24 protein-coding genes are annotated in these 21,973 nt (G+C 41.3%); 19 read left to right on the forward strand and 5 right to left on the reverse strand.

Annotated elements, in window-relative coordinates; all coding sequences use genetic code 11:
* The 19 genes from COT81_00015 to COT81_00105 all read left to right on the forward strand — a co-directional run.
* Positions 1 to 868 (forward strand): DNA topoisomerase IV subunit B (locus tag COT81_00015; GenBank protein ID PIS05646.1); only part of this gene is annotated, 868 nt, incomplete at its 5' end.
* A gap of 834 nt (positions 869 to 1,702) precedes the next feature.
* A complete protein-coding gene (locus COT81_00020) occupies positions 1,703 to 1,882 on the forward strand; it encodes a preprotein translocase subunit SecE (GenBank protein PIS05618.1) in 180 nt (59 codons plus the stop codon).
* Between the two features lie 70 nt (positions 1,883 to 1,952).
* Entirely contained in the window at positions 1,953 to 2,498 is a 546-nt protein-coding gene (locus COT81_00025) for a transcription termination/antitermination protein NusG (GenBank protein PIS05619.1), read from the forward strand.
* Between the two features lie 4 nt (positions 2,499 to 2,502).
* The gene (gene rplK, locus COT81_00030; GenBank protein ID PIS05620.1) at positions 2,503 to 2,928 is read left to right on the forward strand and encodes a 50S ribosomal protein L11; all 426 of its coding nucleotides are present in this window, start codon (positions 2,503 to 2,505) and stop codon (positions 2,926 to 2,928) included.
* Positions 2,929 to 3,054: 126 nt separating this feature from the next.
* Positions 3,055 to 3,741 (forward strand): 50S ribosomal protein L1, encoded by a 687-nt coding sequence (gene rplA / locus COT81_00035; protein ID PIS05621.1) that lies wholly within the window; start codon positions 3,055 to 3,057, stop codon positions 3,739 to 3,741.
* An 81-nt stretch (positions 3,742 to 3,822) separates the two neighbouring features.
* Positions 3,823 to 4,308 carry a cytidine deaminase gene (locus COT81_00040; protein ID PIS05622.1) on the forward strand — a complete coding sequence of 162 codons (486 nt, stop codon included), beginning with the start codon at positions 3,823 to 3,825 and terminating at the stop codon, positions 4,306 to 4,308.
* Positions 4,305 to 4,871, forward strand: a complete 567-nt coding sequence (locus COT81_00045; GenBank protein PIS05623.1) for a hypothetical protein — start codon at positions 4,305 to 4,307, stop codon at positions 4,869 to 4,871. The genes COT81_00040 and COT81_00045 overlap by 4 nt, the downstream gene beginning before the upstream one ends.
* The gene (locus COT81_00050; GenBank protein PIS05624.1) at positions 4,852 to 5,289 is read left to right on the forward strand and encodes a dUTP diphosphatase; all 438 of its coding nucleotides are present in this window, start codon (positions 4,852 to 4,854) and stop codon (positions 5,287 to 5,289) included. Before COT81_00045 ends, COT81_00050 begins: the two co-directional genes overlap by 20 nt.
* Positions 5,234 to 7,660 (forward strand): hypothetical protein, encoded by a 2,427-nt coding sequence (locus COT81_00055; protein ID PIS05625.1) that lies wholly within the window; start codon positions 5,234 to 5,236, stop codon positions 7,658 to 7,660. Before COT81_00050 ends, COT81_00055 begins: the two co-directional genes overlap by 56 nt.
* The gene (locus tag COT81_00060) at positions 7,657 to 8,244 is read left to right on the forward strand and encodes a hypothetical protein (GenBank protein PIS05626.1); all 588 of its coding nucleotides are present in this window, start codon (positions 7,657 to 7,659) and stop codon (positions 8,242 to 8,244) included. Before COT81_00055 ends, COT81_00060 begins: the two co-directional genes overlap by 4 nt.
* A complete protein-coding gene (locus COT81_00065; protein ID PIS05627.1) occupies positions 8,241 to 9,770 on the forward strand; it encodes an Asp-tRNA(Asn)/Glu-tRNA(Gln) amidotransferase subunit GatB in 1,530 nt (509 codons plus the stop codon). The genes COT81_00060 and COT81_00065 overlap by 4 nt, the downstream gene beginning before the upstream one ends.
* Complete coding sequence (locus COT81_00070) at positions 9,771 to 10,124, forward strand: hypothetical protein (protein PIS05628.1); 354 nt, start codon at positions 9,771 to 9,773, stop codon at positions 10,122 to 10,124.
* A gap of 14 nt (positions 10,125 to 10,138) precedes the next feature.
* Complete coding sequence (locus COT81_00075) at positions 10,139 to 10,657, forward strand: hypothetical protein (protein ID PIS05629.1); 519 nt, start codon at positions 10,139 to 10,141, stop codon at positions 10,655 to 10,657.
* Positions 10,658 to 10,798: 141 nt separating this feature from the next.
* Positions 10,799 to 11,722 (forward strand): dihydroorotate dehydrogenase, encoded by a 924-nt coding sequence (locus COT81_00080; GenBank protein PIS05630.1) that lies wholly within the window; start codon positions 10,799 to 10,801, stop codon positions 11,720 to 11,722.
* On the forward strand, positions 11,679 to 12,512 hold the full coding sequence (locus tag COT81_00085) for a dihydroorotate dehydrogenase electron transfer subunit (GenBank protein ID PIS05631.1): 834 nt from the start codon (positions 11,679 to 11,681) through the stop codon (positions 12,510 to 12,512). The genes COT81_00080 and COT81_00085 overlap by 44 nt, the downstream gene beginning before the upstream one ends.
* A gap of 182 nt (positions 12,513 to 12,694) precedes the next feature.
* Entirely contained in the window at positions 12,695 to 13,744 is a 1,050-nt protein-coding gene (locus COT81_00090; protein PIS05632.1) for a dihydroorotase, read from the forward strand.
* Positions 13,734 to 14,336 (forward strand): orotate phosphoribosyltransferase, encoded by a 603-nt coding sequence (locus COT81_00095; GenBank protein PIS05633.1) that lies wholly within the window; start codon positions 13,734 to 13,736, stop codon positions 14,334 to 14,336. Before COT81_00090 ends, COT81_00095 begins: the two co-directional genes overlap by 11 nt.
* 1 nt (position 14,337) lies before the next feature.
* On the forward strand, positions 14,338 to 15,150 hold the full coding sequence (gene pyrF / locus COT81_00100) for an orotidine-5'-phosphate decarboxylase (protein PIS05648.1): 813 nt from the start codon (positions 14,338 to 14,340) through the stop codon (positions 15,148 to 15,150).
* A 314-nt stretch (positions 15,151 to 15,464) separates the two neighbouring features.
* Positions 15,465 to 15,791 (forward strand): hypothetical protein, encoded by a 327-nt coding sequence (locus COT81_00105; GenBank protein PIS05634.1) that lies wholly within the window; start codon positions 15,465 to 15,467, stop codon positions 15,789 to 15,791.
* Between the two features lie 453 nt (positions 15,792 to 16,244).
* Here the strand turns inward: COT81_00105 and COT81_00110 are convergent, their stop codons facing one another.
* Genes COT81_00110 through COT81_00130 form a run of 5 tightly spaced genes read right to left on the reverse strand, consistent with a single transcriptional unit; the run spans position 16,245 to position 21,973 of the window.
* Entirely contained in the window at positions 16,245 to 17,126 is an 882-nt protein-coding gene (locus COT81_00110) for a tRNA (adenosine(37)-N6)-dimethylallyltransferase MiaA (GenBank protein PIS05635.1), read from the reverse strand.
* A complete protein-coding gene (locus COT81_00115; protein PIS05636.1) occupies positions 17,123 to 17,710 on the reverse strand; it encodes a hypothetical protein in 588 nt (195 codons plus the stop codon). Before COT81_00115 ends, COT81_00110 begins: the two co-directional genes overlap by 4 nt.
* Positions 17,707 to 19,041, reverse strand: a complete 1,335-nt coding sequence (miaB, locus tag COT81_00120) for a tRNA (N6-isopentenyl adenosine(37)-C2)-methylthiotransferase MiaB (GenBank protein ID PIS05637.1) — start codon at positions 19,039 to 19,041, stop codon at positions 17,707 to 17,709. Before miaB ends, COT81_00115 begins: the two co-directional genes overlap by 4 nt.
* Entirely contained in the window at positions 19,022 to 20,773 is a 1,752-nt protein-coding gene (locus tag COT81_00125; GenBank protein PIS05638.1) for a threonine--tRNA ligase, read from the reverse strand. Before COT81_00125 ends, miaB begins: the two co-directional genes overlap by 20 nt.
* 60 nt (positions 20,774 to 20,833) lie before the next feature.
* Positions 20,834 to 21,973 carry a hypothetical protein gene (locus COT81_00130; protein ID PIS05639.1) on the reverse strand — a complete coding sequence of 380 codons (1,140 nt, stop codon included), beginning with the start codon at positions 21,971 to 21,973 and terminating at the stop codon, positions 20,834 to 20,836.

A 21,973-nucleotide genomic window follows, 5' to 3' on the forward strand; every position in this document is an offset into this window, starting at 1 on the left:
CGCCCGCGCTGCGCGCGAAACTGTGCTACGCAAGGGCGCCTTGGAAGGCTTTACCTTGCCGGGTAAATTAGCCGATTGCTCCTCGCGTGACGCCAGCGCTTCTGAATTATTTATTGTTGAAGGCGATTCGGCTGGTGGTTCAGCTAAGCAAGGCCGTGACCGTGAACATCAAGCTATTTTACCTTTACGCGGTAAGATATTAAACGTAGAACGTGCGAGATTGGATAAAATGCTTGCCAATAACGAAATTAAATCCCTAGTCATTGCTTTGGGTACAAATATTGGAGAACAGTTTGACGTCGAAAAATTACGCTACCATAAAGTTGTGATCATGACTGATGCCGACGTTGATGGTTCTCATATCCGAACTTTACTTTTAACTATTTTTTTCCGCCATTTTCCCGACATTATCACTCAAGGCCATTTATATATCGCCCAACCGCCACTTTATTCAGTCAAAAAAGGAAATGCTTTGCATTACGCGTATAGCGATGATCAGCTAGAAAAGCTTAAAGAAAAATTGGCCAAAGAAGATAAAAAGAAAGAGTCAGCCAAGCCTACCAAAAGTGTTGAGGTTGAAGCTAGCCCGGACGAAGAAGAAAATGTGGGCGAACGTGGCGTTGGCGAGCTCGCTGAAGTTAGCGGGGTGAAATTAAATATTCAACGATACAAAGGCCTAGGGGAGATGAACCCAGAGCAGCTTTGGGAGACAACTATGTCGCCGGAGCATAGAGTAATGAAGCAAGTGACTATTACTGATGCCGCTAAAGCTGATGAAGTTTTTGATATTTTGATGGGCTCTGAAGTTGAACCGCGCAAGCGTTTTATTCAAACTCACGCCAAAAACGTAAAAAATCTTGACATCTAAAATCTTTCCAAGAACAGCAACACCGCAGGGCCTCCAAGTCTGCGGTGTTTTAGGTATAGTCATGACGATCCACGGGGTCTCCATACTTATCACGCGGACGGTGACCGGTTTCTCTGATGCATACTCTGCAAACCGGATAGGACAAATGAACGTCCGATCTAGGCAGGGTGACAGAAACCTTGGGATCGCCCATGAAGTTAGCGTGCGGACCGTTCCTTGACCACAGCTCCAAAATGACATGGGCCGTAACCAAGAAGCAAGTCCAGCACAAATTATGACGCACAGCCGTGGCTTGGCGTTGGTTACAGTGAGAACATACTTTTCGGTTCACTTTTTTCCTCCATGGCTGTTTTATCACATAGCTAATGAAAAGTCGAACGCCACTGATTCCTCCAAGTCAGTGGCGTCGTTACGGGCGGCCGTACTTGGCCATATGATCGGCGGTGATGCACCGCTCAGGGTATTTTCTTGGGCATCGGGTCCCATTTCGGGCGGCCAAAATACCCATATACCAAGCGCGAAGCATCTCAACCGTGAAACTGGTTGGTTTCTGGTCAAGCTGCGCCAGTTTTCTTGCAACCTCTGTGCAAGTTAACGTAACGCAGCTTACGCAAACACCCTTCGGTTTGCCCGGCATGGCTAGTTCCTCCTCTATTCTCGTAATACTCCCATTGCATTAACCTGTCAATAACTGCTATTGACAAAAACACGCGGCTCCTCTATACTTGTTTCAGATAAAGACCGCCCGAGGTCTTTTTAAAATCCAAAAACTTGCCCCGTTAGAAATAACGGGAGCGTAAAAAATACTCTTAATTTACATTAATTTCTAACGGGGTGAAAAAATTATTCAAATATTTACGTGAAGCCAGGGAAGAATTGGCTAAGGTGGCCTGGCCAACTCGGCAAAAGACGATTCAGCATACTATATTAGTAGTCGTGATAAGCCTTGCGGTAGCGACTTTTTTAGGCTTAGTTGACTACATCTTAAATTTAGGATTAGAACGAATTATTTAACCCTGTTAGAAATAACGAGGGTAAGTACATACAAACTATAAATAATAAATGAATTTCTAACTCGGTAAATATGGCTAAACAGACAGTTCAGCGCGGTAAACGTTGGTATGTGATTCATACTTATTCTGGCTATGAAGAAAATGTGAAACGTAGCATGGAGCAAAGAATTGAAACGCTGGACATGAAAGATAAAATTTTCCAAGTTTTAGTACCGACTGAAAAAAAGATTAAAATTAAAAATGGTAAGCGCCGAGTCGTGACTGAAAAAATCTTTCCCGGCTATGTGTTGGTGGAAATGGTTGTGGACGACAACTCTTGGTACGTAGTGCGTAACACACCGAACGTAACCGGGTTTATCGGTACCGGCACAATTCCGACGCCAATTGACGATAAAGAAATCAAAGAGCTGCAACGGCGCATGGGCGTGGAAGAGCCGACATATAAAATTGATCTGACAATTAACACGGCCGTTAGGATTACCGACGGACCCTTTAAAGGTTACGAAGGTAAAATTTCCAACATTGATGAAGCGCGCGGCAAGCTCAAAGTTTTGGTTAATATGTTCGGCCGCGAAACGCCAGTGGAATTAGATTCATTACAAGTTAAAAAATTATAAACATATGGCCAAAGAAGTAAAAGCAAAAGTCAAAGTCCAAATTCCCGCCGGTCAAGCCAACCCGGCTCCTCCGGTCGGTACTGCTTTGGGGCCTCACGGCATTAATATCGGGGAATTTTGTTCTCAGTTTAACGAACAAACTAAAGACAAAGCCGGTAATGTAATTCCGGTAGAAATTACTATCTATGAAGATAGAACGTTTAATTTTGTATTAAAAACACCACCGGCATCTGACTTGCTTAAAAAAGCGGCCGGTATTAAAAAAGGTTCAGGTGAGCCACTACAAAAGAAAATTGGCAAAGTTACCAGAAAACAATTAGAGGAAATCGCTGAGATAAAAATGGCCGACTTAAACGCCCATGATGTCAAGGCCGCGGCAAAAATTATTGAAGGCACCGCAAGGCAAATGGGATTAGAAATTACTGAATAATTAATAATCAAGCCGGGAGCGCCAATTTAACTTGGCGCGTTATTCACCCCGTTAGAAGTAAAAGTAAATCTCTCAACGTATTTACTCCTAACTCTAACTTCTAACGGGATAAACCGCAATAATTATATGCCACGATCAAAAAAATATCAGGAGGCAACTAAATTAGTTGATCCAAAAAAACTCTATTCTATAACCGACGCCATGGCATTGGTTAAGAAAACATCCACCACTAAGTTCGATAGTTCAGTTGAATTACACGTTAAATTAGGTATTAATCCAGACAAATCTGACCAGCAATTAAGAACCTCTGTAGTTTTGCCGCACGGCACTGGCAAATCGCTTCGCATTGCCGCTTTTGTTTCCGCCGCGAACGAAAAAAGCGCTAAAGAAGCTGGGGCTGATATTGCCGGCGGAAAAGAATTAATTCAGCAAATCAATACATCAGGTAAAATTGATTTTGATATCGCGGTCGCTGAACCGGAAATGATGAAGGAATTAGCCAGCATCGCCAAAATTTTAGGCCCCCGCGGCCTTATGCCAAGCCCTAAAAATGAAACCGTCACTAAAGATATCAAGCACGCGATTGAGCAAATCAAAAAAGGTAAAATTGATGTAAAAAATGACAGCGCCGGCAATGTTCACTTGGTAATCGGTAAGGTCTCATTTGACGATAAAGCTTTAACGGCAAATTACCAAGCCGCGCTTGAAGCGATTATCAAAAATAAGCCTCAAAGCGCTAAAGGTGTGTATGTAAAAACGATTAGCCTGTCGGCCACGATGGGTCCGGGAATTAAAATAGAAACCCCTTTATAACTTGCCAAAGCCCCATTTTGGGGCTTTTTTGCTTTGCCTGGGCAGTAATTTTTGCTACAATAGTAAAGATAATTTACTTCAATGACCGCAAAAAAACGAGACAACTACTTATCTTGGGATGAGGCCTTTATGCAAATCGCTAACCTCATTGGCCAGCGATCTAAAGATCCCAACTCCCAAGTTGGGGCAGTGATTGTGGACGGAAATAAAATTGTGGTAGCGCTTGGTTACAACGGATTCCCGCGTGGAATTTCCGATGATAAATTACCCTGGTCGCGCGAAGGAGATTTTTTAGACACAAAATATGCTTATGTTATCCATGCTGAGGAAAATGCAATTTATAACGCCAACAAACCGACTCAGGGCTGCACGCTTTACACTAACCTATTCCCCTGCAATGAGTGCGCTAAAACTATAATTCAAAGCGGCATTAAAGAAATTATTTATGAGAGCGACCGTTACCACGACCAGCCTAACATGGTTGCCTCAAGGAAATTACTTGATGAAGCCGGGGTCAAGTATCGGCAATACAGCCCAGAGTATGAATTAAAATTAGAAAAAAAATGAGCGCTATAGTAATCGGGGCTTGTGGTCATATCGCCGCTGGCAAAACTACAATTTTCGAACACCTTGAAAAAAATTATGATGTTGACTATGCGCGATTTTCAGATCCGCTAAGAAATATCGCCGATATTTTAGGCATTGAAAAAAACCGAGAAAATTTACAAAAATTATCTACTCTGTTGCGCGAAAATTTTGACCAAGCGTTCTTATCCAAAGCCATTCGCGCATATATTGACCGCTCAAATCATAATTATATTTATATCGACGGTATCCGGCGCTTGCCAGACATCACGTACCTGAAGGATCTACCGAACTTTTTCTTAATCGCCATTAATGCTGATTTAAAAACGCGCTATGAAAGAATCACGACCCGTAATGAAAACCCTGATGACCAAAGTAAAACCTGGGAAGCCTTTCAGGCCGAAGCCAAGCAAGAATCTGAATTGCAAATTAATGAGGTTATGGAACACGCCGCCTTTACTGTCAATAACAATGGTACTATTGATGAATTTTACTCTCAAATTGATAACATCATGCAAAAAATAAATGCCCAAACTAAGCCCTAAACCAATCAAAGTTAAGTTGCTGCATCCGGACGCTCAATTACCGACTCGAGCATATGCTGGTGACGCCGGCTTGGATTTATATGCCATTGAAGATTCAATTATTCCCGCTGGCAAACATGGGTTGATTAAATTTGGCTTGGCGGTTGAAATTCCCGAAGGCTATGTTGGGTTTATTAAAGACCGTGGCAGTATGGGCCGATCTGGCTTACATGTGATAGGCGGAGTAATGGATAGCAATTATCGCGGCGAATATATTTGCAGCATGATAAATGCCTCTGACTCAGATTATAAAATTGAAAAAGGGCATAGAGTGGCCCAGCTTGTTATTCTCCCCTACTTTACTGGTTTGCCCTCAGAGGCTGATGAATTGTCAGAATCGGAGCGAGGAGAAAAAAGATATGCCAGTAGTGGAAAATAAAATCAATCCAAAATTCACGGCTTTAATTTTTTTAGCGGTGTTTTTATTGACAGTCGGTTTTGGATGTTCGAAAAAACCTGATGAGCCAACGAGCAATACCAACCAAAATACTAACGCGAATACCCCCGGGCGGTTAAACCAATTACCAGATAGCGGCGGCAATATTGATATTATTGAAAACGGATTCAATATAATTGGCAAACAGCTGGAACAGATTTTTTTTGCTGATTTTTATAAACCTACTCCGCTAAGCCTATTTGCCCAAGCGCCTGGATACACTTTGCCTATTTCAATTAAAACTGACGTGCAAAACTATCGGGATATTTCCAGAAAAATAAATCTTGACCCGGTTTTGGAGCCCTTAGCCAACAATGGCTTCACGGTCCTAACTGAAGCCCAGGACTTTCAAAGTACGAGTTATCAAAAAGCTTACTTAAGCTTACGGGGCTTAGAAGTGCCGGCGCTGGTTACCTCTGATGCAGTTGGCTTTAACTACCGTTTGGCTTTGCACTACGCCTATAAGCAAATTGAAAGGGATGCATTTTTTGACAATACTTGGGATGTATTAAGATCGCTTTATACTAAGGCTAAAAACCGCTATGAGCTTTTGCTTAACGACCAAACCAGAAGTAATGACTTGCTGTTAGAGGGAAACCGCTTGGAAATGGCTTTTGCCGCCACTGCATTGAAGCTATTGCAGCCACAAGATTTTCAAATTGATGAAAATACCAGCTCAATTACTCCAGATTCAAAAAGTTTTACTCCGCAAGATCGTTTACGTTATGATATTCAATTACCTGACTATTTGGAACGCCAAGTCAATGACGAGCTGGAATTAATTAAAACTCGCCCCAGGGGCGCTCAAAAATCGCCTGTTTTCTTGTACGCTAGCGATTATTCCATCTACGAAATTCCGCCCGAATATCAAACTTCGGAAAAATTAAAAAATTTTTGGCTCGCCGCTCGTTATTTAAGCGACAAAACCTTTTTAATAAATTACCAAAGCGAAGACTGCCCTGAATGCCTACTGGATGAAGAGGATAGTAAAATACACATGGTGGCCGCGAGTTTAATTGCTCAAGACTTCACTGACGACCAACTACTTAAAAACGCTTGGTTACGCGTTTACAAAACCATCGCCTTTTTTAAGGGCCTGGAGCAGGAGCTGTCGTACTTAGAATTTGCCGATGTTTTGGCCCAAGAATTTGGCGAAGATTTTTTTGCGGAGGAATTATTTAAGGACTTTGAGCAAGGTTCGAAAAACATTCAGCAACTAAGGCAGTCTTTAAATAACATTTCATTTTTACGAATTGAAGGCGGGCAACGCGCCTCTAACGAAACGCGCGGAATGAAATTGTTACGCGATACGTTTACACCAAATGATTACCTGTTCAGCCAATTATCATACCCTAACGTAGGCAATTTAATTAACGAAGTGCCGTTAAGCCAGAGGCACTTTACTACCTGCCAACTCCAAAACCAATTGGCCAGATGTTCAGCTTCCGGGTTGGATATCACTAATGTCTTAGGGGCGGATGGCGTGAAGTCTATACTGAATAACGAAGGGTCTAGTAATTATCAAAATTATGATAGCCAAATTTCCGCCCTGCAAGGTGAAATTTCAAAATTTGATGAACAGACTTGGCATAAAAACATATTTTGGAGCACGCTTTTCGCCAATCAAAACTTAACAAAAAACTTTGTCGAAGGCTACCCGACATTTATGCAACAACCGTTGTGGCGCAATAAGTCTTTAAACACCGCATTAGGCACATGGCTATTTGTGGGCAGTGAGCCCATCATTGAAACCCAGGCGGTGGAAACACAAAACACTACCCCCCTGACAGTGCCTGACGTGGTAACCGCCCAAACTGGCTACATTGAACCAAGCATTAATTACTACAACCAACTTTTAGCCAACACTAACATGCTAATCGACGGATTAGTTTTGCTAAAAATTGTGAATGATAATTCTCCGGCAATTAAAACGCTGACTAACTTATCTGACCACTTAAAACAAGTTACGGAAATCTCCCTTAAAGAATTATCTGGCCAAGAGCTTGAGTGGCAAGATTACAAATTCATAAATGAGTACGATTTAGAGTTTAACCGCGCCATCGGCAGTTTAACTGACAGTTCATTTAATGTTTTGCAACGCGAAGAAATGCATCGGGTAGTAAGTGAGGAAGGCACGTTTTTAGGCAGCTTAATTAGCCAAGTCGACAAAGTTAATTTACTCATAGTTGTTTATACCGACCACACCGGCAAGAGATATTTAGCCGCCGGACCAATTTTTAGCTATCGCGAAAACCGGACTAATACGCCGGCCGGTTACGGGCCGTGGCAAGAAGCTTTTATCGCAACGCCATGAGCAGGGGTAAGTTTATGGTTTTGTACGGACTTAATAGCCTTGGTAAAAGCACCCAGGCTAACATTTTAGTCGAAAAAATTAAATCCTTGGGAAGGCCGGTTCAATATGTTAAGTATCCAATCTATGATTTAGAACCTACCGGGCCGCGACTTAATGAGATATTGAGGAGCGGTAAAATTCAAACTATGGATGAATACAAACTTCAGGGGATTTACGCCCAAAATAGAATGAATTTTGAACCTAAGCTAAAAAAAATGCTTGATTCTGGCATAACTATGGTGGCCGAAGACTATATTGGAACCGGCTTGGCTTGGGGTTTGACCAAAGGGGCTGATTTGGCTAAACTAGAAAAGCAAAATAAAGGCTTGCTGGCTGAAGATATTGCCCTTTTGCTTTACGGGAAGCCTTTTTCTAGCGGTAAAGAAAAAAATCATTTGCATGAATCTAATGACGAATTAATGCGGCGGTGCGGAAAAAACTATCAGCTTTTAGCGAAACAATACGGGTGGCATACCGTTAACGGCAATCAAACGATTGAAGCTGTCGCAGATGATATTTGGCAAGTTGTAAAATCTCAACTATGAAACTATACCCTATTATTGGTTTAGAAATTCACGTACAGCTTAAAACTAAAACTAAGCTGTTTTGTTCATGCAGTAACGACGCTCAAAACGCTAAACCCAATACTTTAATTTGTCCTATTTGCTTGGGCCATCCTGGCGTTTTGCCGGTGATGAATCGTGACGCTTTAGCCTTTGCGGCTAAAGCCGGGCTAGCCTTAGGATGCGAAATTCAAGACTTTAGCAAATTTGACCGCAAGAATTACTTTTACCCAGATCTTCCCAAAGGCTATCAAATTTCCCAATACGAAAAGCCGATTGCCTTAAGCGGAAAATTTGAAATTACGCACAATAAAAAAAAGACCGCCATTCGGATTAACCGCATTCACATGGAAGAAGACGCGGCTAAAAATATCCATTCAGGTACTGACACATTGATTGATTACAACCGTGGCGGCACGCCACTGATTGAAATTGTAACTGAACCTGATTTTAGGGCACCGGCAGAAGCCAAAGTTTTTTTACAGGACCTGCAACGAATCATGCGTTATTTGGAGATTTCTGACGCTGACATGGAAAAAGGCAACTTGCGCTGTGACGCCAACATTTCATTATCTAATCAACCAATCGATTTGGTTAAGGAGTACTCTAGCCTATCGCCGAAAACTGAAATTAAAAATTTAAATTCTTTCAAGGCGGTAGAACGCTCGTTAGAGTACGAAATTCAGCGACAAAGTAAATTATGGCATGAAGGCAAGCCGCCATCCCAACAATCAACTCGCGGCTGGGACGAAGACAAAGGCAAAACCGTACTGCAGCGGGAAAAAGAAATTGAAGCTGATTACCGCTACTTCCCTGAACCTGATTTACCGCCAGTAGATTTAAGCTTAGATAGCGCTCCAATCAAGGTCAAAACCATTATGGCGAGTTTGCCAGAATTGCCGGCCGCTAAACGTAACCGCTTTGCTAAACAATACGGTATATCGCTCGATAACGCTAAAACCTTAGTTGCCTCCAAGGCGTTAGCCAATTTTTTTGAACAAGTAGTTTCCGAACTTCGCGAATGGTTAAGCCAACATGATGAAATTTGCGGGCCGGAAGAAGAGACCTTAAACAAACATTGCATTCAGGTTGCCAAACTGGCATCCAATTGGATGTTAAACAAATATTTAAGATTGCTAGATGATAGGGGCATCTCTTTAAGTGACTCTAAAATAAACCCTGAAAACTTAGCTGAATTTATAACCTTAGTGTACACTAAACAATTAAATTCCGCCGCGGCCCAAAAGGTATTGGAAGAAATGGTGGCCACAGGCAAAGACCCTTCCCATATAATGGAAGAGCAAAGTTTGAGCCAAATAGAAAGTGAAGAAGAGCTAGCCGAAGTGGTTCAATCAATTATTGATAGTAATGAAAGGCAAGTAGAACAATATAAGGCCGGTAAAGAAACGGTGTTGAAATTTTTTGTCGGGCAAGTCATGCGCGAAACCAAAGGTGCCGCAAGTCCTCAGGTAGTAGAAAAAATGTTAAAGCAATTGTTAAAAAATTAGATGGCACATAACCAAGAAGGGGCGCCCAACCCAAACCGAGAACATCAAGAAGCGCCGTCATTTAATGACATTATTAGATTGTGCCAATATATATATGAAGGCTGGATGGCCCGAAGTGATTCCAATAAAAGATTACTGTATGATGAACATGACTTAAGGGTCAAAGAAAAAAAATTAGTTGACAGCTTAGCTGAATTTGCAAGCACCCACCCAGATATCCCAACAAAAGACATGGCAGTGCTAAAAGATCATTTAGAAAAAGTTGCTGAACTGGCAGATAACGAAATGGTAGTTACCCGAGCCAAGCAAGTAATTACTTGGCTTGAGCCCAGAATCGCTGATGCTAAAAAATAAATTAATTTTGTAAAATGCCAGAAAGAGAATATAAACCCACCCCACGCGAGGAGGTTAACTCGCTACATAGTGAAATATTTGAAAAAATATCATTTTTTGCAAAAATTCATGATGACGGTGAAGATATCCCGCAGGAAGATATTGATGAACTTGTCAATCTTTTACAGCAAATGACGGCCGACAAACTCGCATATATTACGGCCGAGCAGCTGAATGACTACTTGTATGCAACAGCTAGTATTACGGCTTCGGGACTCTTAAATGACAATGGTAGGATTGACAGAGAGGTAGATAGAATAATTGCAGAGATACACCCAAATTTTGAGACAGTTGTTATAAATCTCGATGAAGTGCTAAAAAAAATCAATGTTGAATTTCCTGACTTCTTAAGCCAACGTGAATTTAGTGGGCATTTGGTAGAGCTTGGTAGAAAAATGGATAAAAGCACTAAAAAAGATGACCCTCGATCTGTTTTTGAGAGAAACCTACTGAGAAAAACTACGTTAAGCGAATTTTTGTCTATGGATATTTGACGTGCTTTCTCCAGATGACAGAAGAACTTTATCGGAAAAGCTTACGGAGATCAAAAATGCATTTGTTACAGAGTCTGGTCGGGAAGAAGTAAGAAAGATCGAAGATGTTTTAAGGGGTCAAAATCCGAAATTTAATTAACAATGGCAATTGATTTATCAACCGACATTTGCGGCGTAAAGCTAAACAACCCGACAGTTCTAGCATCGGGCATTTTAGGAGTCACACCAGCATCGTGGAAAAACGTGGTAGACAACGGCGCCGGAGCTATTACCACAAAATCAATTAGCCAAAACCCGCGGACTGGCCATCCTAATCCGGTCATGCTAACCTACCACGACGGCATGCTTAATGCCGTTGGCTTATCCAATTCCGGCGCTCAAGACAGTTTAAAAAAAATCAAAGAATTTAAAAAAATTTGTGATGCACCGTTGATAGTTAATGTGGTTAATGGCACAATCAAAGAATTCGGCGATACAGTTGAGCTATTAAGCGAAGCCAAACCAGACTTATTTGAGATTAATGTATCTTGTCCCAACGTTGATGACGAGTGGGGCAAACCCTTTGCGTGCGACCCGGATTTATCCGCCCAAGTTACCAAAGAAGTTAAATCCCGCACTGACATCCCTGTTTTAATTAAGCTATCTCCAAACGTAGCCAATATAGCCATTATCGCTAAGGCTGTTGAAGCGGCTGGGGCTGACGGCATATCAGCTATTAATACGGCCGGGCCGGGAATGGCAATTGATATTACAACCCGCTCCCCTATTTTAGCCAATCAAACAGGTGGAATCTCCGGTCCAGCTTTAAAACCATTAGCGGTTGGATGTGTTTTTCAAATTTATAAAGCGGTTAAAATTCCGATTTTAGGGATTGGTGGTGTATTGACAGGCGAAGACGCAGTAGAAATGATAATGGCTGGCGCCAGGGCAGTTTCAATTGGCACCGGCGTGTATTACCGCGGCGAAGATATTTTTAAAAAAGTTAGCAAAGAAATTGAAGCGTTTATGCAAAAACATAACTATGAAAAAATTACAGACCTTATCGGTGCGGCCCACCAAAGTTGATTTACCAATTCCGGTAACTATCACTGAGATTATAGATGAAAACCCAGTGATGAAAACTTTCGTGTTCGATGCGCCAATAGAATCACAAGCGGCTCAATTTATAATGCTTTGGATACCTAAAATTGACGCCAAACCCTTTAGCGTCGCTTATAAAACTAAAACCGGTTTTGCTGTTACCGCCAAGGCGATTGGCCCTTTTACCAATAAATTATTTGAACTTAAAGTTGGTGACACCATCGGTTATTTTGGGCCGTATGGGGAAGCATGGGATTTAAAAAAATATAAAAAGATTTTATTAGTTGGCGGAGGGGTTGGCGCCCCGGCGATTTTATCGTTAGCCCAAGTGGCGCTTGACAAAGAGATTGAAGTTGAATGCATTATTGCCGCTCGTAATAAAGACGAAGTGTTGTATGAGAAGCTTTTATCTAAATGGGGCGCTAAAGTTCATATCGCAACAGACGACGGTAGCCTTGGGTTTAAAGGTTTTGCGACTGACCTTTTAAATGAACTGCTTAAGGAAAATAAATTTGATTGCATTTATACATGCGGGCCGGAAGTGATGATGAAAAAGGTTGCCGAAATTGCAATTAAGCAAAAAATTTCCTGCCAAATGAGCCTAGAGCGGTATATGAAATGCGGTTTTAACATTTGCGGCCAATGCTGCGTTGATGGTACTGGTGAAACAATTTGTAGTAAAGGCACTGTCTATGATGCTGAATATGTTTTAAAAAATATAACTGAATTTGGCAAATACCATCGTGACGCTTCCGGCGCTAAACATTACTTTTAAAAAGCTTCGTCCTTTCTCCCTCTCCGATGACGGAGAGGGCTCGGGACGCCTGACGTCCCCGGGGTGAGGTTACGAACTTCCCTGTCTCACCCCCGACTGAACGACTGAAGTCGTTAAGTCGGCCGGGCTGACCCTCTCCCACAGTGAGAGGGGAAGAGAATTGACATCATCGACGACATCAAATGAACCTAAAACGAATTCCCCAAACAATTGATCCACATGTGCACTTCCGCGTCCCTGGCTTAGAATACAAAGAAGATTGGGATGCCGGCACTTTGGCGGCCGTTGCCGGCGGCTATACAACTGTTTTAGAAATGCCCAACACTAAACCGCCGACATTAAGTGAGGAGCTACTAGAACAAAAACGGCGCATTGCTTCCAAGTCAGCCCACTGCAATTTTGGCTTGATTTTTGGCAGCAGCGTTGATAATTTAGCTGAAATCAAAAAAGTTATCGGTAAGGTCGTGGCGGTTAAAGTATTTTTTAACCTGTCTACCGGAAATTTAAAAATTGACGATGAAAAAAAATTGAAAAAAATTTTTTTGGCCACACCTTTAGTAATTGCCCACGCTGAAGGCGAACAATTAGAAAAAGCTATTTGGTTAACCCGCCAAGCCGGCAATAATTTATATGTCGCACACGTACCCGGAATTGAAGAAATTGAATTAATTAAAAAAGCCAAAGCAGACTTAAATATTTTTGCTGAAGTCACGCCTCATCATTTGTTTTTAGACAAGCCCCAATCAGTTGACCCAACGCGTTTAATGATGCCCGCGCTAAGGAATAAAAAACACCAAGAGGCTTTATGGCAAGCTGTGCTAGATGGCACTATTGACACCTTAGGCACTGATCATGCCCCTCACACTGCCGAAGACAAACAGCAATTGCCTCCCCCTTTTGGAGTGCCTGGATTAGAAACCGCCTTACCATTAATGCTAAATGCGGTTAATGAGAGGCGCCTTTCTTTTGAAAAACTAATTGAATTAGCCTCAATTAACCCGGCTAAAATCTTTAAAATCAATACTTCAAAGGATAATTACACTGAGGTTGATTTTGATTTGCAAAAGCAGGTTGATAATGCTAACCTGTTCACTAAATGCGGCTGGTCGCCTTGGCATGGACAGACTTTGAAAGGCTGGCCAACCAAAACTGTAATTAACGGAGTGACTGTATTTGAGCAAGGTCAAATTGTTAACAATCATCAAGGTCAAGAAATAACTTATGGGCATTAAGCAAGAACTAATCGCGGAGCTATTTGAGGTTAAAGGTATCAAATTCGGCGAATTTACTTTAAAGTCAGGGATTGTTTCGCCAATTTATATTGATTTGCGCGTAATTGTATCTTACCCTCAGTTACTAAAAAAAATTGTCTTGGCTATGGCTGAAGTTGCTAAAAATTTAAAGTACGATTTGGTCGCTGGCATTCCTTATACCGCCTTGCCTATAGCAACTATTTACTCAGTTGAAACTAACGTGCCAATGGTATATGCGCGTAAGGAGGTTAAAGATTATGGCACCAAAAAAAGAATTGAGGGGGTATTTAGCGCCGGACAAAAATGTTTAGTAATTGACGATATGATTACTAACGGAGCGTCTAAATTAGAAACCGCTATCCCGTTTAAAGAAGCCGGGCTAACAATCACCGATTTTGTAGTTTTAGTCGACCGGGAACAAGGCGGAAAAAAGCTACTCGCCGATAAAGGCTACGCTCTGCATAGTGTTATAACTATGTCAGAAATTCTTGACTCACTCATTGAGCAAAATAAAATTGACAAAGGAACTTATGAAAATGTTAAAAAATTTATTGAACAGAATCAATTCTAATATGAGCTTTAGTCAAAAATTAAAAGATGTTTGGCAAGCTAATAATAGCTTAGTTTCTGTCGGTTTGGATCCAGATATTGAAAAGATACCTCTGCATTTAAAAGGCCAAGCTGCGCCGCTGTTTCGCTTTAATAAAGAAATAATTGAGGCGACCGCTGATTTGGTTTGTGCCTACAAGCCACAAATTGCTCATTACTCTGCGGCGGGAACTGAAGAAGAACTCAAAATGACGATTGATTTTATTCACCGGGTATATCCGCATATTCCGGTAATTTTGGATGCTAAGCGCGGAGACATAGGTAGCACTGCCGAGCATTATGCAATTGAAGCTTTTGAACGCTTTGGCGCTGACGCCGTTACAGTTAATCCTTATTTAGGCCAAGATGCCCTACAACCTTTTTTAGATCGGGCCGATAAAGGTGTGATAATTCTTTGCCGCACTTCTAATCCTAGCGCGGTGGATTTGCAAGATCAAAAAATTGACGGCCACAAACTTTATGAAATTGTTGCCCATAAAGCGTCATCCGAGTGGAACAAGAATAATAATGTTTTGCTGGTGGTTGGAGCAACTTACCCAGAGGAATTGAAAAAAATTAGGGCAATTGTGGGAGATATGACATTATTAATACCTGGTGTTGGAGCGCAAGGCGGCGATATTCAAGCCGCTGTCACAGCCGGTAAAAATAACGACGGCACGGGAATAATTATTCACTCCAGCCGGTCTATTATTTATGCTAGCGGTGATGAAAATTTTGCCCAAGCGGCCAGAGATGCTACAATTAAACTCAAGGAGGAAATTAATAAATATAGATAATTTTATGGCAGAAGCATTAATGGAGTTAAAAACAGTCCTGAGGACCAAGAAAGTTTAGCTCAATTAGTTATTCAAATTGAAGAAGCTAATGAGGCATTAAAAGGCCTAGGGCCTGAAGACAAAAAGGCTAAATCCGATAATATTGAAGATTTGATTAACGCTTTTCAAAAACTTGACCCGAATGAACTTGAAGGCCGACCAACACTAACCGAAAGAATTATTGAAGTAGCGAATAACCTAGCAGACATCGGCAATCAAGAGCTACAAGACGCTATCAGAATCTGGGTAACTGAAAAATAATTAAAAATATAACTATGCGCGATAAACCGACCGGAGAAAGCGAATCAATGCTTGGCAAAGAAGAAAGGAGATTTAATTTATCAAAACTTCCTGACTCGCTAGAGGACAGGTTAGGCGCCTTAGAGACAGCCTCACGAGAACTAAGTTCTGAAGCTAATGACCAAGCGTTAATTGAAAATCATGTTGCAGCTCTGATTGATTCAATTTTGAGCGACAAGGTTCCTAGTGGTGATAAGGATAAGCTAATGGGGTTATTAACTGGTATGAGAGATTTACCTGAAATAAGCGAGAGGTTGGCAGATAAGATAGCCGAGGCTATGAATCAAATAGGCAGTAAATAAACAATTTAAAAATCAGGCTAAAATAGCCTGATTTTTTATTACTGCTACTCTTGACAAAATACTGAAAATATGCTATACTGATGTTCGCATGGTAGAGAGTGTCTAATTCCAAAATGGTGCCCGCCAGATTGGATATATAGACATGTCTCTCAAAAAGAAGCTGGCGTTTGTGATTCTCGCTGCACTAACCATCGGCTGTGCTATCGGCCGTAAGTCAGCGGAAATTCGCCCACACTTCAACCAGGCAGGTCACGGCCAACGGGCGTGGAACTATGTGACGGAGCACAACAACTCCGAATACGACGTTCCGCAGCCATACCGCCGGCACGACCCAAACCGTCGCCGGCAACGCCGTGACATCTGGACTGGGGAACGCATTCCCTGGAACCAGTAGTCTGGAACCATGTGCCCGCCCAGAGCCCAACCGCCGCCGCGTTTGGGCTCTGTCCACTTTTAGAGAAAATCTTTAACTAACTTTTTGGCTTCGGAAAAACTTTTAATCCAATAAATCTCGTTATCGCGCTTGAGCCAAGTCATCTGCCTTTTTGCAAATAGTTGAATTTCGTGATTTAATATTTTAAAATATTCATCCTCACCATACTCCCCCTTTAACAATTTGGCAGTTTGCCGATACTCTAAACCAATTTGATCAAACCGCTTCCAACTTACCCCCTGATCATGTAACCTTTTAACTTCCTGAATCATGCCTTGCTTAATTCGTAGTTTTAAGCGCTGTTCAATTTTTTTGTTTAGCTCAGGCTTAGATAAGAACAACCCTAATTTTATTACTTGATACTTTGGCGTAAATTTTTTAGCTAATTCAAATTTAGTTTTGCCAGTGGCGTAATAAATTTCAAGCGCCCGCTGAACCCGGCGGCGATTTTTTTTATCTATTATTTTATATGTCGAATAATCAATTTTTTTTAATAAAGCCAACAGTTGCTTTAAAGTATAATTATCCAAGCGTCGGCGTATCTTGTTATCTGACTGACTTGGCAATTGATAACCTTTAAGTAACGCATCTATATACAGCCCCGTCCCGCCCACAATTATAGGAAGCTTGCCGCGCCGCCAGATATCATTTAGCGCTCGCGTAGCATATTTTTGAAAATGGGCCACCGTAAATTGGGTTTGCGGCTTAACTATGTCAATTAGATGGTACTTAACTTTGCCGTATTCGTGCAAATCCTTACCCGTACCAATATCCATGCCTTTATAAACCTGTCTAGAATCAGCTGAAATAATTTCACCATTAAATAAACGAGCTAGCTTGACTGCTAGCTTGGTTTTGCCAGTGGCCGTCGGCCCGCAAATTAATACAATTTTATTCATCATTGCCTTTTGATAAATTCCTGAAAAGCAGCTTCCTCCTCTTCAAGAGGGGGCATGCCAAGTTCAGACCTCCTGGCATCAACGTTTGCTTGATCTTTAATTGGTATTAAGTTTCCATTGCTGTCATGTTGAGTGCCATAAAGCTGCTCAGGTTGCTCATTGTTATCATCAGACTCCCCAACCAAAATGCGATCAGTTAACCTAGCTATGTTATCACCGTCAACATCCTCATTATCTTCGCTTCTGGCTTTTAGCATCATTTGTAACGCCTCGCCTTGAAAATTTCGATCAAAATCAGCGTGTTGGACTATAATAAAAGCGGCATTACTAGCTTCTTGGCCCACTTTAGAAATTGTTGGCCAACCAATTTGCTTAATAATTTCTTTTAGCTTTGCGACATTGCCTTGATCAACTTTTTCAACCGATTCACCCCATTTCTTGGCTGCCCTTATTTCCTGGTCTGCATTTTGCATACTGATTAATTCTTTTGCATAGACTAGAAAATCAGCCTCAGGCGCTTCGCTGTTAACGTTATCAATTGTAAAATTAACATCTGCGGGGCTAACTCCTTTTTCACCAAAAGTCATACTGCCAATTTTACTTTATAAGATTTTTTAACTTTTAACTTGCCATCCTCCAATTCTCCGCCCAAGCTCCAATCGCTTGCGGTTGTAACTTTAACATCAACAAATTGCCCGACTAAATTTGGACTGCCAGCAAATTTAATATTTTTAAAGGTATCTGTGTGCCCAAATAGTAAGCCGTCTTCCCCTACTTTTTCAACCAAGACTTCAAAAGTTTTGCCGACCTGCTGTTTATTATTTTTACTTGATGTTTGGCGCAGCACGTCAGTTAAAATTTTAAAACGTTTGGCTTTAACCGCTTTAGGCACATCGTCTGGCATGTGCTTACTCGCATAGGTCCCCTGTCGATTAGAATACTGAGCTAAATATGCCATATCAAATTCCAACTCCTTAAACAACTTAACCGTATTTTGAAATTCATTTTCGGTCTCGCCGCAAAAACCAACTATCACGTCAGTAGAAAGCATTAAGTTAGGGATAGCAGCACGCATTTTAAAAACTATATCTATATACTGCTCAATCGAATAAACACGTTTCATCCGCTTAAGCATTTGGTTATCTCCGGATTGTACCGGCAAATGCAAATAGGGCGTAGTGTGCTTGGCTTTGGCGACGGCGTTAATAACTTTATCGGTAAAATGCAAAGGATGTGAAGAGGCGTATCGGATCCAGTAGTTGCCAGGCGTTTTGTCTAACCAAGTAATTAAATCAGCAAAGTCGTAAATTTTGCCCTCTTCTCTGACTAGATAATGGTTAACTGTTTGCCCAATCAGTGTAATTTCTTTATACCCGCGCTGAATCAAGGCTTGAAATTCGTGTAGAATATCTTTTACTGGCCGAGATTCCTCACGGCCACGAGTGTAGGGCACCACACAAAAAGTGCAAAACTGGTTACAGCCATTCATGATTGGCAAAAAGGCTTGAAATTTGGAATTATAATCAGGGTTTATATTTTGGTAATCACGAATAACTAAGTTTTTCTTAGCGGCATTAATTTTTTTTGGTAAATCAGGCAATTCTTTGATGGGAAAAACCACATCAAACATTTTTTGCATTCGCGGCTTATCATCCTCTAAAACGCAGCCCGACAGTAGGGTCAATAAATCTCTTTCTTTGCGCATAGCGTCAAACCTGGGCTTCAAGCCAAAAATTCGGTCAATCGCATGCTGGCGAATTGAGCAAGCGACTACCGTAATTATATCAGCTTCATCCATGTTGGCTGTTTCAATAAAGTCGCACTGACGCAAAACCGACTTGATGCGTTCAGAATCGGCGATGTTGGCTTGGCAACCAAAAGGTAAAATATAATATTTTTTAATCTGATTTTCGATCATCTATTTCTTTTCTAATACTTTTCAAAAAGGCCTCTTTTGCAATCGCCTTTACTTTGTCTTCCCCTCTTTTACGCACGTGCAACTTTGAGCTTTTCATCTCTTTGTCGCCAACTACCAACATATAAGGAATATTTTGCTGCTCGGCTTTTCTAATTTTATTACCAACTGTTTCGTTGGCATCATAAACTTCTACGCGCAAATTATGATCAATAAATTCCTTGGCCAAACCATGAGCAAAGGCTTTGTGGTCAGCGCCGACTGGAATAACCACAATTTGCACCGGGGCAAGCCAAGTCGGGAAAGCACCGGCGTAATGTTCAATTAGCACGGCTAAAAAGCGTTCTAAAGATCCGGCGATAGCACGATGAATGATAACGGGCCTTTGCTCTTTACCCTGCTCGTCAATATAAGTTAAATTAAACCGCTCAGGTTGGTTGAAATCAATTTGAATAGTTGATAGCTGCCACTCACGGCCAATCGCGTCAGTGAACATAAAATCTATTTTTGGGCCGTAGAAAGCAGCTTCCCCTTCCACGCGCTCATACTTCAAATTAGCTTCTTTTAACATGTCTTCTAATAACTGCTCTGCCTTATCCCAATCTTTATCCTTGCCCAAATACTTTTCTTTATGCGCCATGTCGCGAACTGATAATTGCACGCGAAATGGCATATTCAGTGGTCTAAAAAATTCTTTGATAATTTCATATATTGCCTTAGCCTCATCTTTGACTTGATCTAACCGGCAAAAATTATGCCCATCATCTACGGTAATTGCCCTGACCCTAGTTAGGCCCATCAACTGCCCAGGCTTTTCATCCCGATACATAGAGGTAATGCCGCTATAACGAATCGGCAAATCGCGGTAACTGCGTTGGCGGGAAGCATAAATTTGAGCATGGTGAGGGCAATTCATTGGCTTTAGTACAAACTGGGCACCGCTTTTGCCTGTGACTTTAAAAATTTCATCAGCAAACTTTTGCCAATGGCCGGAAGTTTCATAAAGTTCACGCTTGGCAATATGCGAAATCCATACCGGCTGATAACCATAATGTTTTTGCTCGGCTAATAAAAAACTTTTAATTTCTTCCCTCAAAATTGTGCCCTTGGGGGTAAATAACGGCAAACCAGAACCAACTAAATCTGAAAAAGTAAACAAATCCAACTCAACTCCAAGCTTACGGTGATCTCGCTTTTTCGCTTCAGCCAGCATAGCCAAATGCTTATCTAATTCTTTTTGCGTGGCAAAGCCAAGGCCGTAAATACGGGTTAGCATTTTATTATTTTCGTCGCCGCGCCAATAAGAGCCGGCTAACTTATGCAGATGAAAACTGCCTAAATCCTTAGTATTGGGAGCATGGTTGCCGCGGCACAAATCAATAAACTTCCCAAGCGTATAAAAACTTAGCTCTTTAGCGCCCTCTTTTTTAAATTCATCAATTAATTCAAGCTTATACTCATTACCCGATACTCTTTTTTTGGCTTCTTTCAAAGAAACAGTTTCGCCCGTAATTTCATGATTTTGCTCGGCAATTTTTTTCATCCGCTTCTCAATTTTTGCCAAATCTTGCTCGGTGATTACTTCCCCGCCAAAATCAAAATCATAATAAAAACCATCATCAATCGCTGGACCGATGGTTGGCTTGGCTTTAGGGTATAGTTCTAAAACAGCCGCCGCTAATAAATGCGCCATGGAGTGGCGCTTAGCTTCAAGAGAATCTTTGACTTTAGGCATTACGACAAAAAATGCTAAGAATTATTGGCTTATTCTAAAACAAAGCAACTAAAAAGTCAACTATTCAATTTCAATTGAGATGCGGTTGGAGTCATTAGGAATTTTTCTAATCCAGCTCGGGTAATATTCAAAGCGCACTTGGCTAATCTCGCTAAAATTTAAAAAATAATCGCGAATGTCTTTTTCAGTTCCTCCGACGACAGTGCGGCGATCAAGCAGTTCATTGGCTTCGGATAAAATTGCCCGAGTCGCCGCCTTAAATTTAATATTGGCTTTATTATCTTCGATGTAAAATCTATCTAAATCATAATCTAAATCTACGGCATTTAAGCTCGACAACACCTTGCCGCCCGGCAAACCAGACTGCAATTTAGCTTTAGCCAGCTGTTTGGCTTTAGCCTCGTCAAAAACTACAGCTTTGACTTGAATAGTTTGACTACAACTAAACTCATCTTTCGCCTCATTGGCGTCAGCGTCACATGAGGTGCCCAAGCTTTCACTGGTAAAAACTTTTGTTTGTAACTGTTCTTCGTTAGTCAATTTCTCGTCAATAGCAGATACTATTTTAGCTTGGAGCGATTGCGAAAGTTTTTCGCGAGCTTCGTCCAGGTCACTTTGGGTGACCAAATTTACCTTAATGCCTTCCTGGCGTAAAGTTTCGCTATTTTCGGCATAGATATATTCTTGTAAGCCTTCCCAAAGGCCCGGAATAATAAATTTAGTTGGCCCTAAGGCTTCAAACGATTCGGGAATGTCTGGATACACTAAAACATCTCTGGTAGTTTTAGAAGGTACTATAACATCCTCGTTGGTCCTCAAAAGGGTCCCGTCCGGAGCCAACAAGCGCGTAGTTTTGACTAAAGTTTGATCCCGGCTATAATCATTAACAATTGTGACTGTGCCAACCAAATTGCTTTCTAAAACCTGCTCTCCGCTGCTAGTAAAATTTTGAATTTCGCTAAGTTCAAATTGAAATAATTTGCCATTGAGTACATCACCGGCTGGCTCAATGCCATCGGCTATCGGTTTTACCTCAACTATAAAATCACTGGTCACCCTTTCGGCCTGTGAGGTTAAAAAAATTGTTAATCGGCCCAAAGAAAAATAAAAAACACTGGCCACCAAAACTAAACTCAAAATTAAATAGATTATTCCAATTTTTGTATAAAGTGGCGGTAATTTTGTTTTTAACTCTAACAT

The sequence above is a fragment of the Candidatus Buchananbacteria bacterium CG10_big_fil_rev_8_21_14_0_10_42_9 genome, assembly GCA_002773845.1.
Taxonomy (GTDB): Bacteria; Patescibacteriota; Patescibacteriia; order Buchananbacterales; family 21-14-0-10-42-9; genus 21-14-0-10-42-9.

Bases quoted from the DNA above. Each gene is read 5' to 3' on its own strand.
- COT81_00045 (PIS05623.1), top strand. From the start codon at position 4,305: ATGAGCGCTATAGTAATCGGGGCTTGTGGTCATATCGCCGCTGGCAAA.
- COT81_00080 (PIS05630.1), top strand. From the start codon at position 10,799: ATGGCAATTGATTTATCAACCGACATTTGCGGCGTAAAGCTAAACAAC.
- COT81_00125 (PIS05638.1), bottom strand. From the start codon at position 20,773: ATGCCTAAAGTCAAAGATTCTCTTGAAGCTAAGCGCCACTCCATGGCG.
- COT81_00090 (PIS05632.1), top strand. From the start codon at position 12,695: ATGAACCTAAAACGAATTCCCCAAACAATTGATCCACATGTGCACTTC.
- miaB (PIS05637.1), bottom strand. From the start codon at position 19,041: ATGATCGAAAATCAGATTAAAAAATATTATATTTTACCTTTTGGTTGC.
- COT81_00085 (PIS05631.1), top strand. From the start codon at position 11,679: ATGAAAAAATTACAGACCTTATCGGTGCGGCCCACCAAAGTTGATTTA.
- COT81_00055 (PIS05625.1), top strand. From the start codon at position 5,234: ATGAATTGTCAGAATCGGAGCGAGGAGAAAAAAGATATGCCAGTAGTG.
- COT81_00105 (PIS05634.1), top strand. From the start codon at position 15,465: ATGCGCGATAAACCGACCGGAGAAAGCGAATCAATGCTTGGCAAAGAA.
- COT81_00130 (PIS05639.1), bottom strand. From the start codon at position 21,973: ATGTTAGAGTTAAAAACAAAATTACCGCCACTTTATACAAAAATTGGA.
- COT81_00040 (PIS05622.1), top strand. From the start codon at position 3,823: ATGACCGCAAAAAAACGAGACAACTACTTATCTTGGGATGAGGCCTTT.
- COT81_00075 (PIS05629.1), top strand. From the start codon at position 10,139: ATGCCAGAAAGAGAATATAAACCCACCCCACGCGAGGAGGTTAACTCG.
- COT81_00050 (PIS05624.1), top strand. From the start codon at position 4,852: ATGCCCAAACTAAGCCCTAAACCAATCAAAGTTAAGTTGCTGCATCCG.
- COT81_00110 (PIS05635.1), bottom strand. From the start codon at position 17,126: ATGATGAATAAAATTGTATTAATTTGCGGGCCGACGGCCACTGGCAAA.
- COT81_00065 (PIS05627.1), top strand. From the start codon at position 8,241: ATGAAACTATACCCTATTATTGGTTTAGAAATTCACGTACAGCTTAAA.
- rplK (PIS05620.1), top strand. From the start codon at position 2,503: ATGGCCAAAGAAGTAAAAGCAAAAGTCAAAGTCCAAATTCCCGCCGGT.
- rplA (PIS05621.1), top strand. From the start codon at position 3,055: ATGCCACGATCAAAAAAATATCAGGAGGCAACTAAATTAGTTGATCCA.
- COT81_00060 (PIS05626.1), top strand. From the start codon at position 7,657: ATGAGCAGGGGTAAGTTTATGGTTTTGTACGGACTTAATAGCCTTGGT.
- COT81_00025 (PIS05619.1), top strand. From the start codon at position 1,953: ATGGCTAAACAGACAGTTCAGCGCGGTAAACGTTGGTATGTGATTCAT.
- COT81_00095 (PIS05633.1), top strand. From the start codon at position 13,734: ATGGGCATTAAGCAAGAACTAATCGCGGAGCTATTTGAGGTTAAAGGT.
- COT81_00070 (PIS05628.1), top strand. From the start codon at position 9,771: ATGGCACATAACCAAGAAGGGGCGCCCAACCCAAACCGAGAACATCAA.
- pyrF (PIS05648.1), top strand. From the start codon at position 14,338: ATGAGCTTTAGTCAAAAATTAAAAGATGTTTGGCAAGCTAATAATAGC.
- COT81_00115 (PIS05636.1), bottom strand. From the start codon at position 17,710: ATGACTTTTGGTGAAAAAGGAGTTAGCCCCGCAGATGTTAATTTTACA.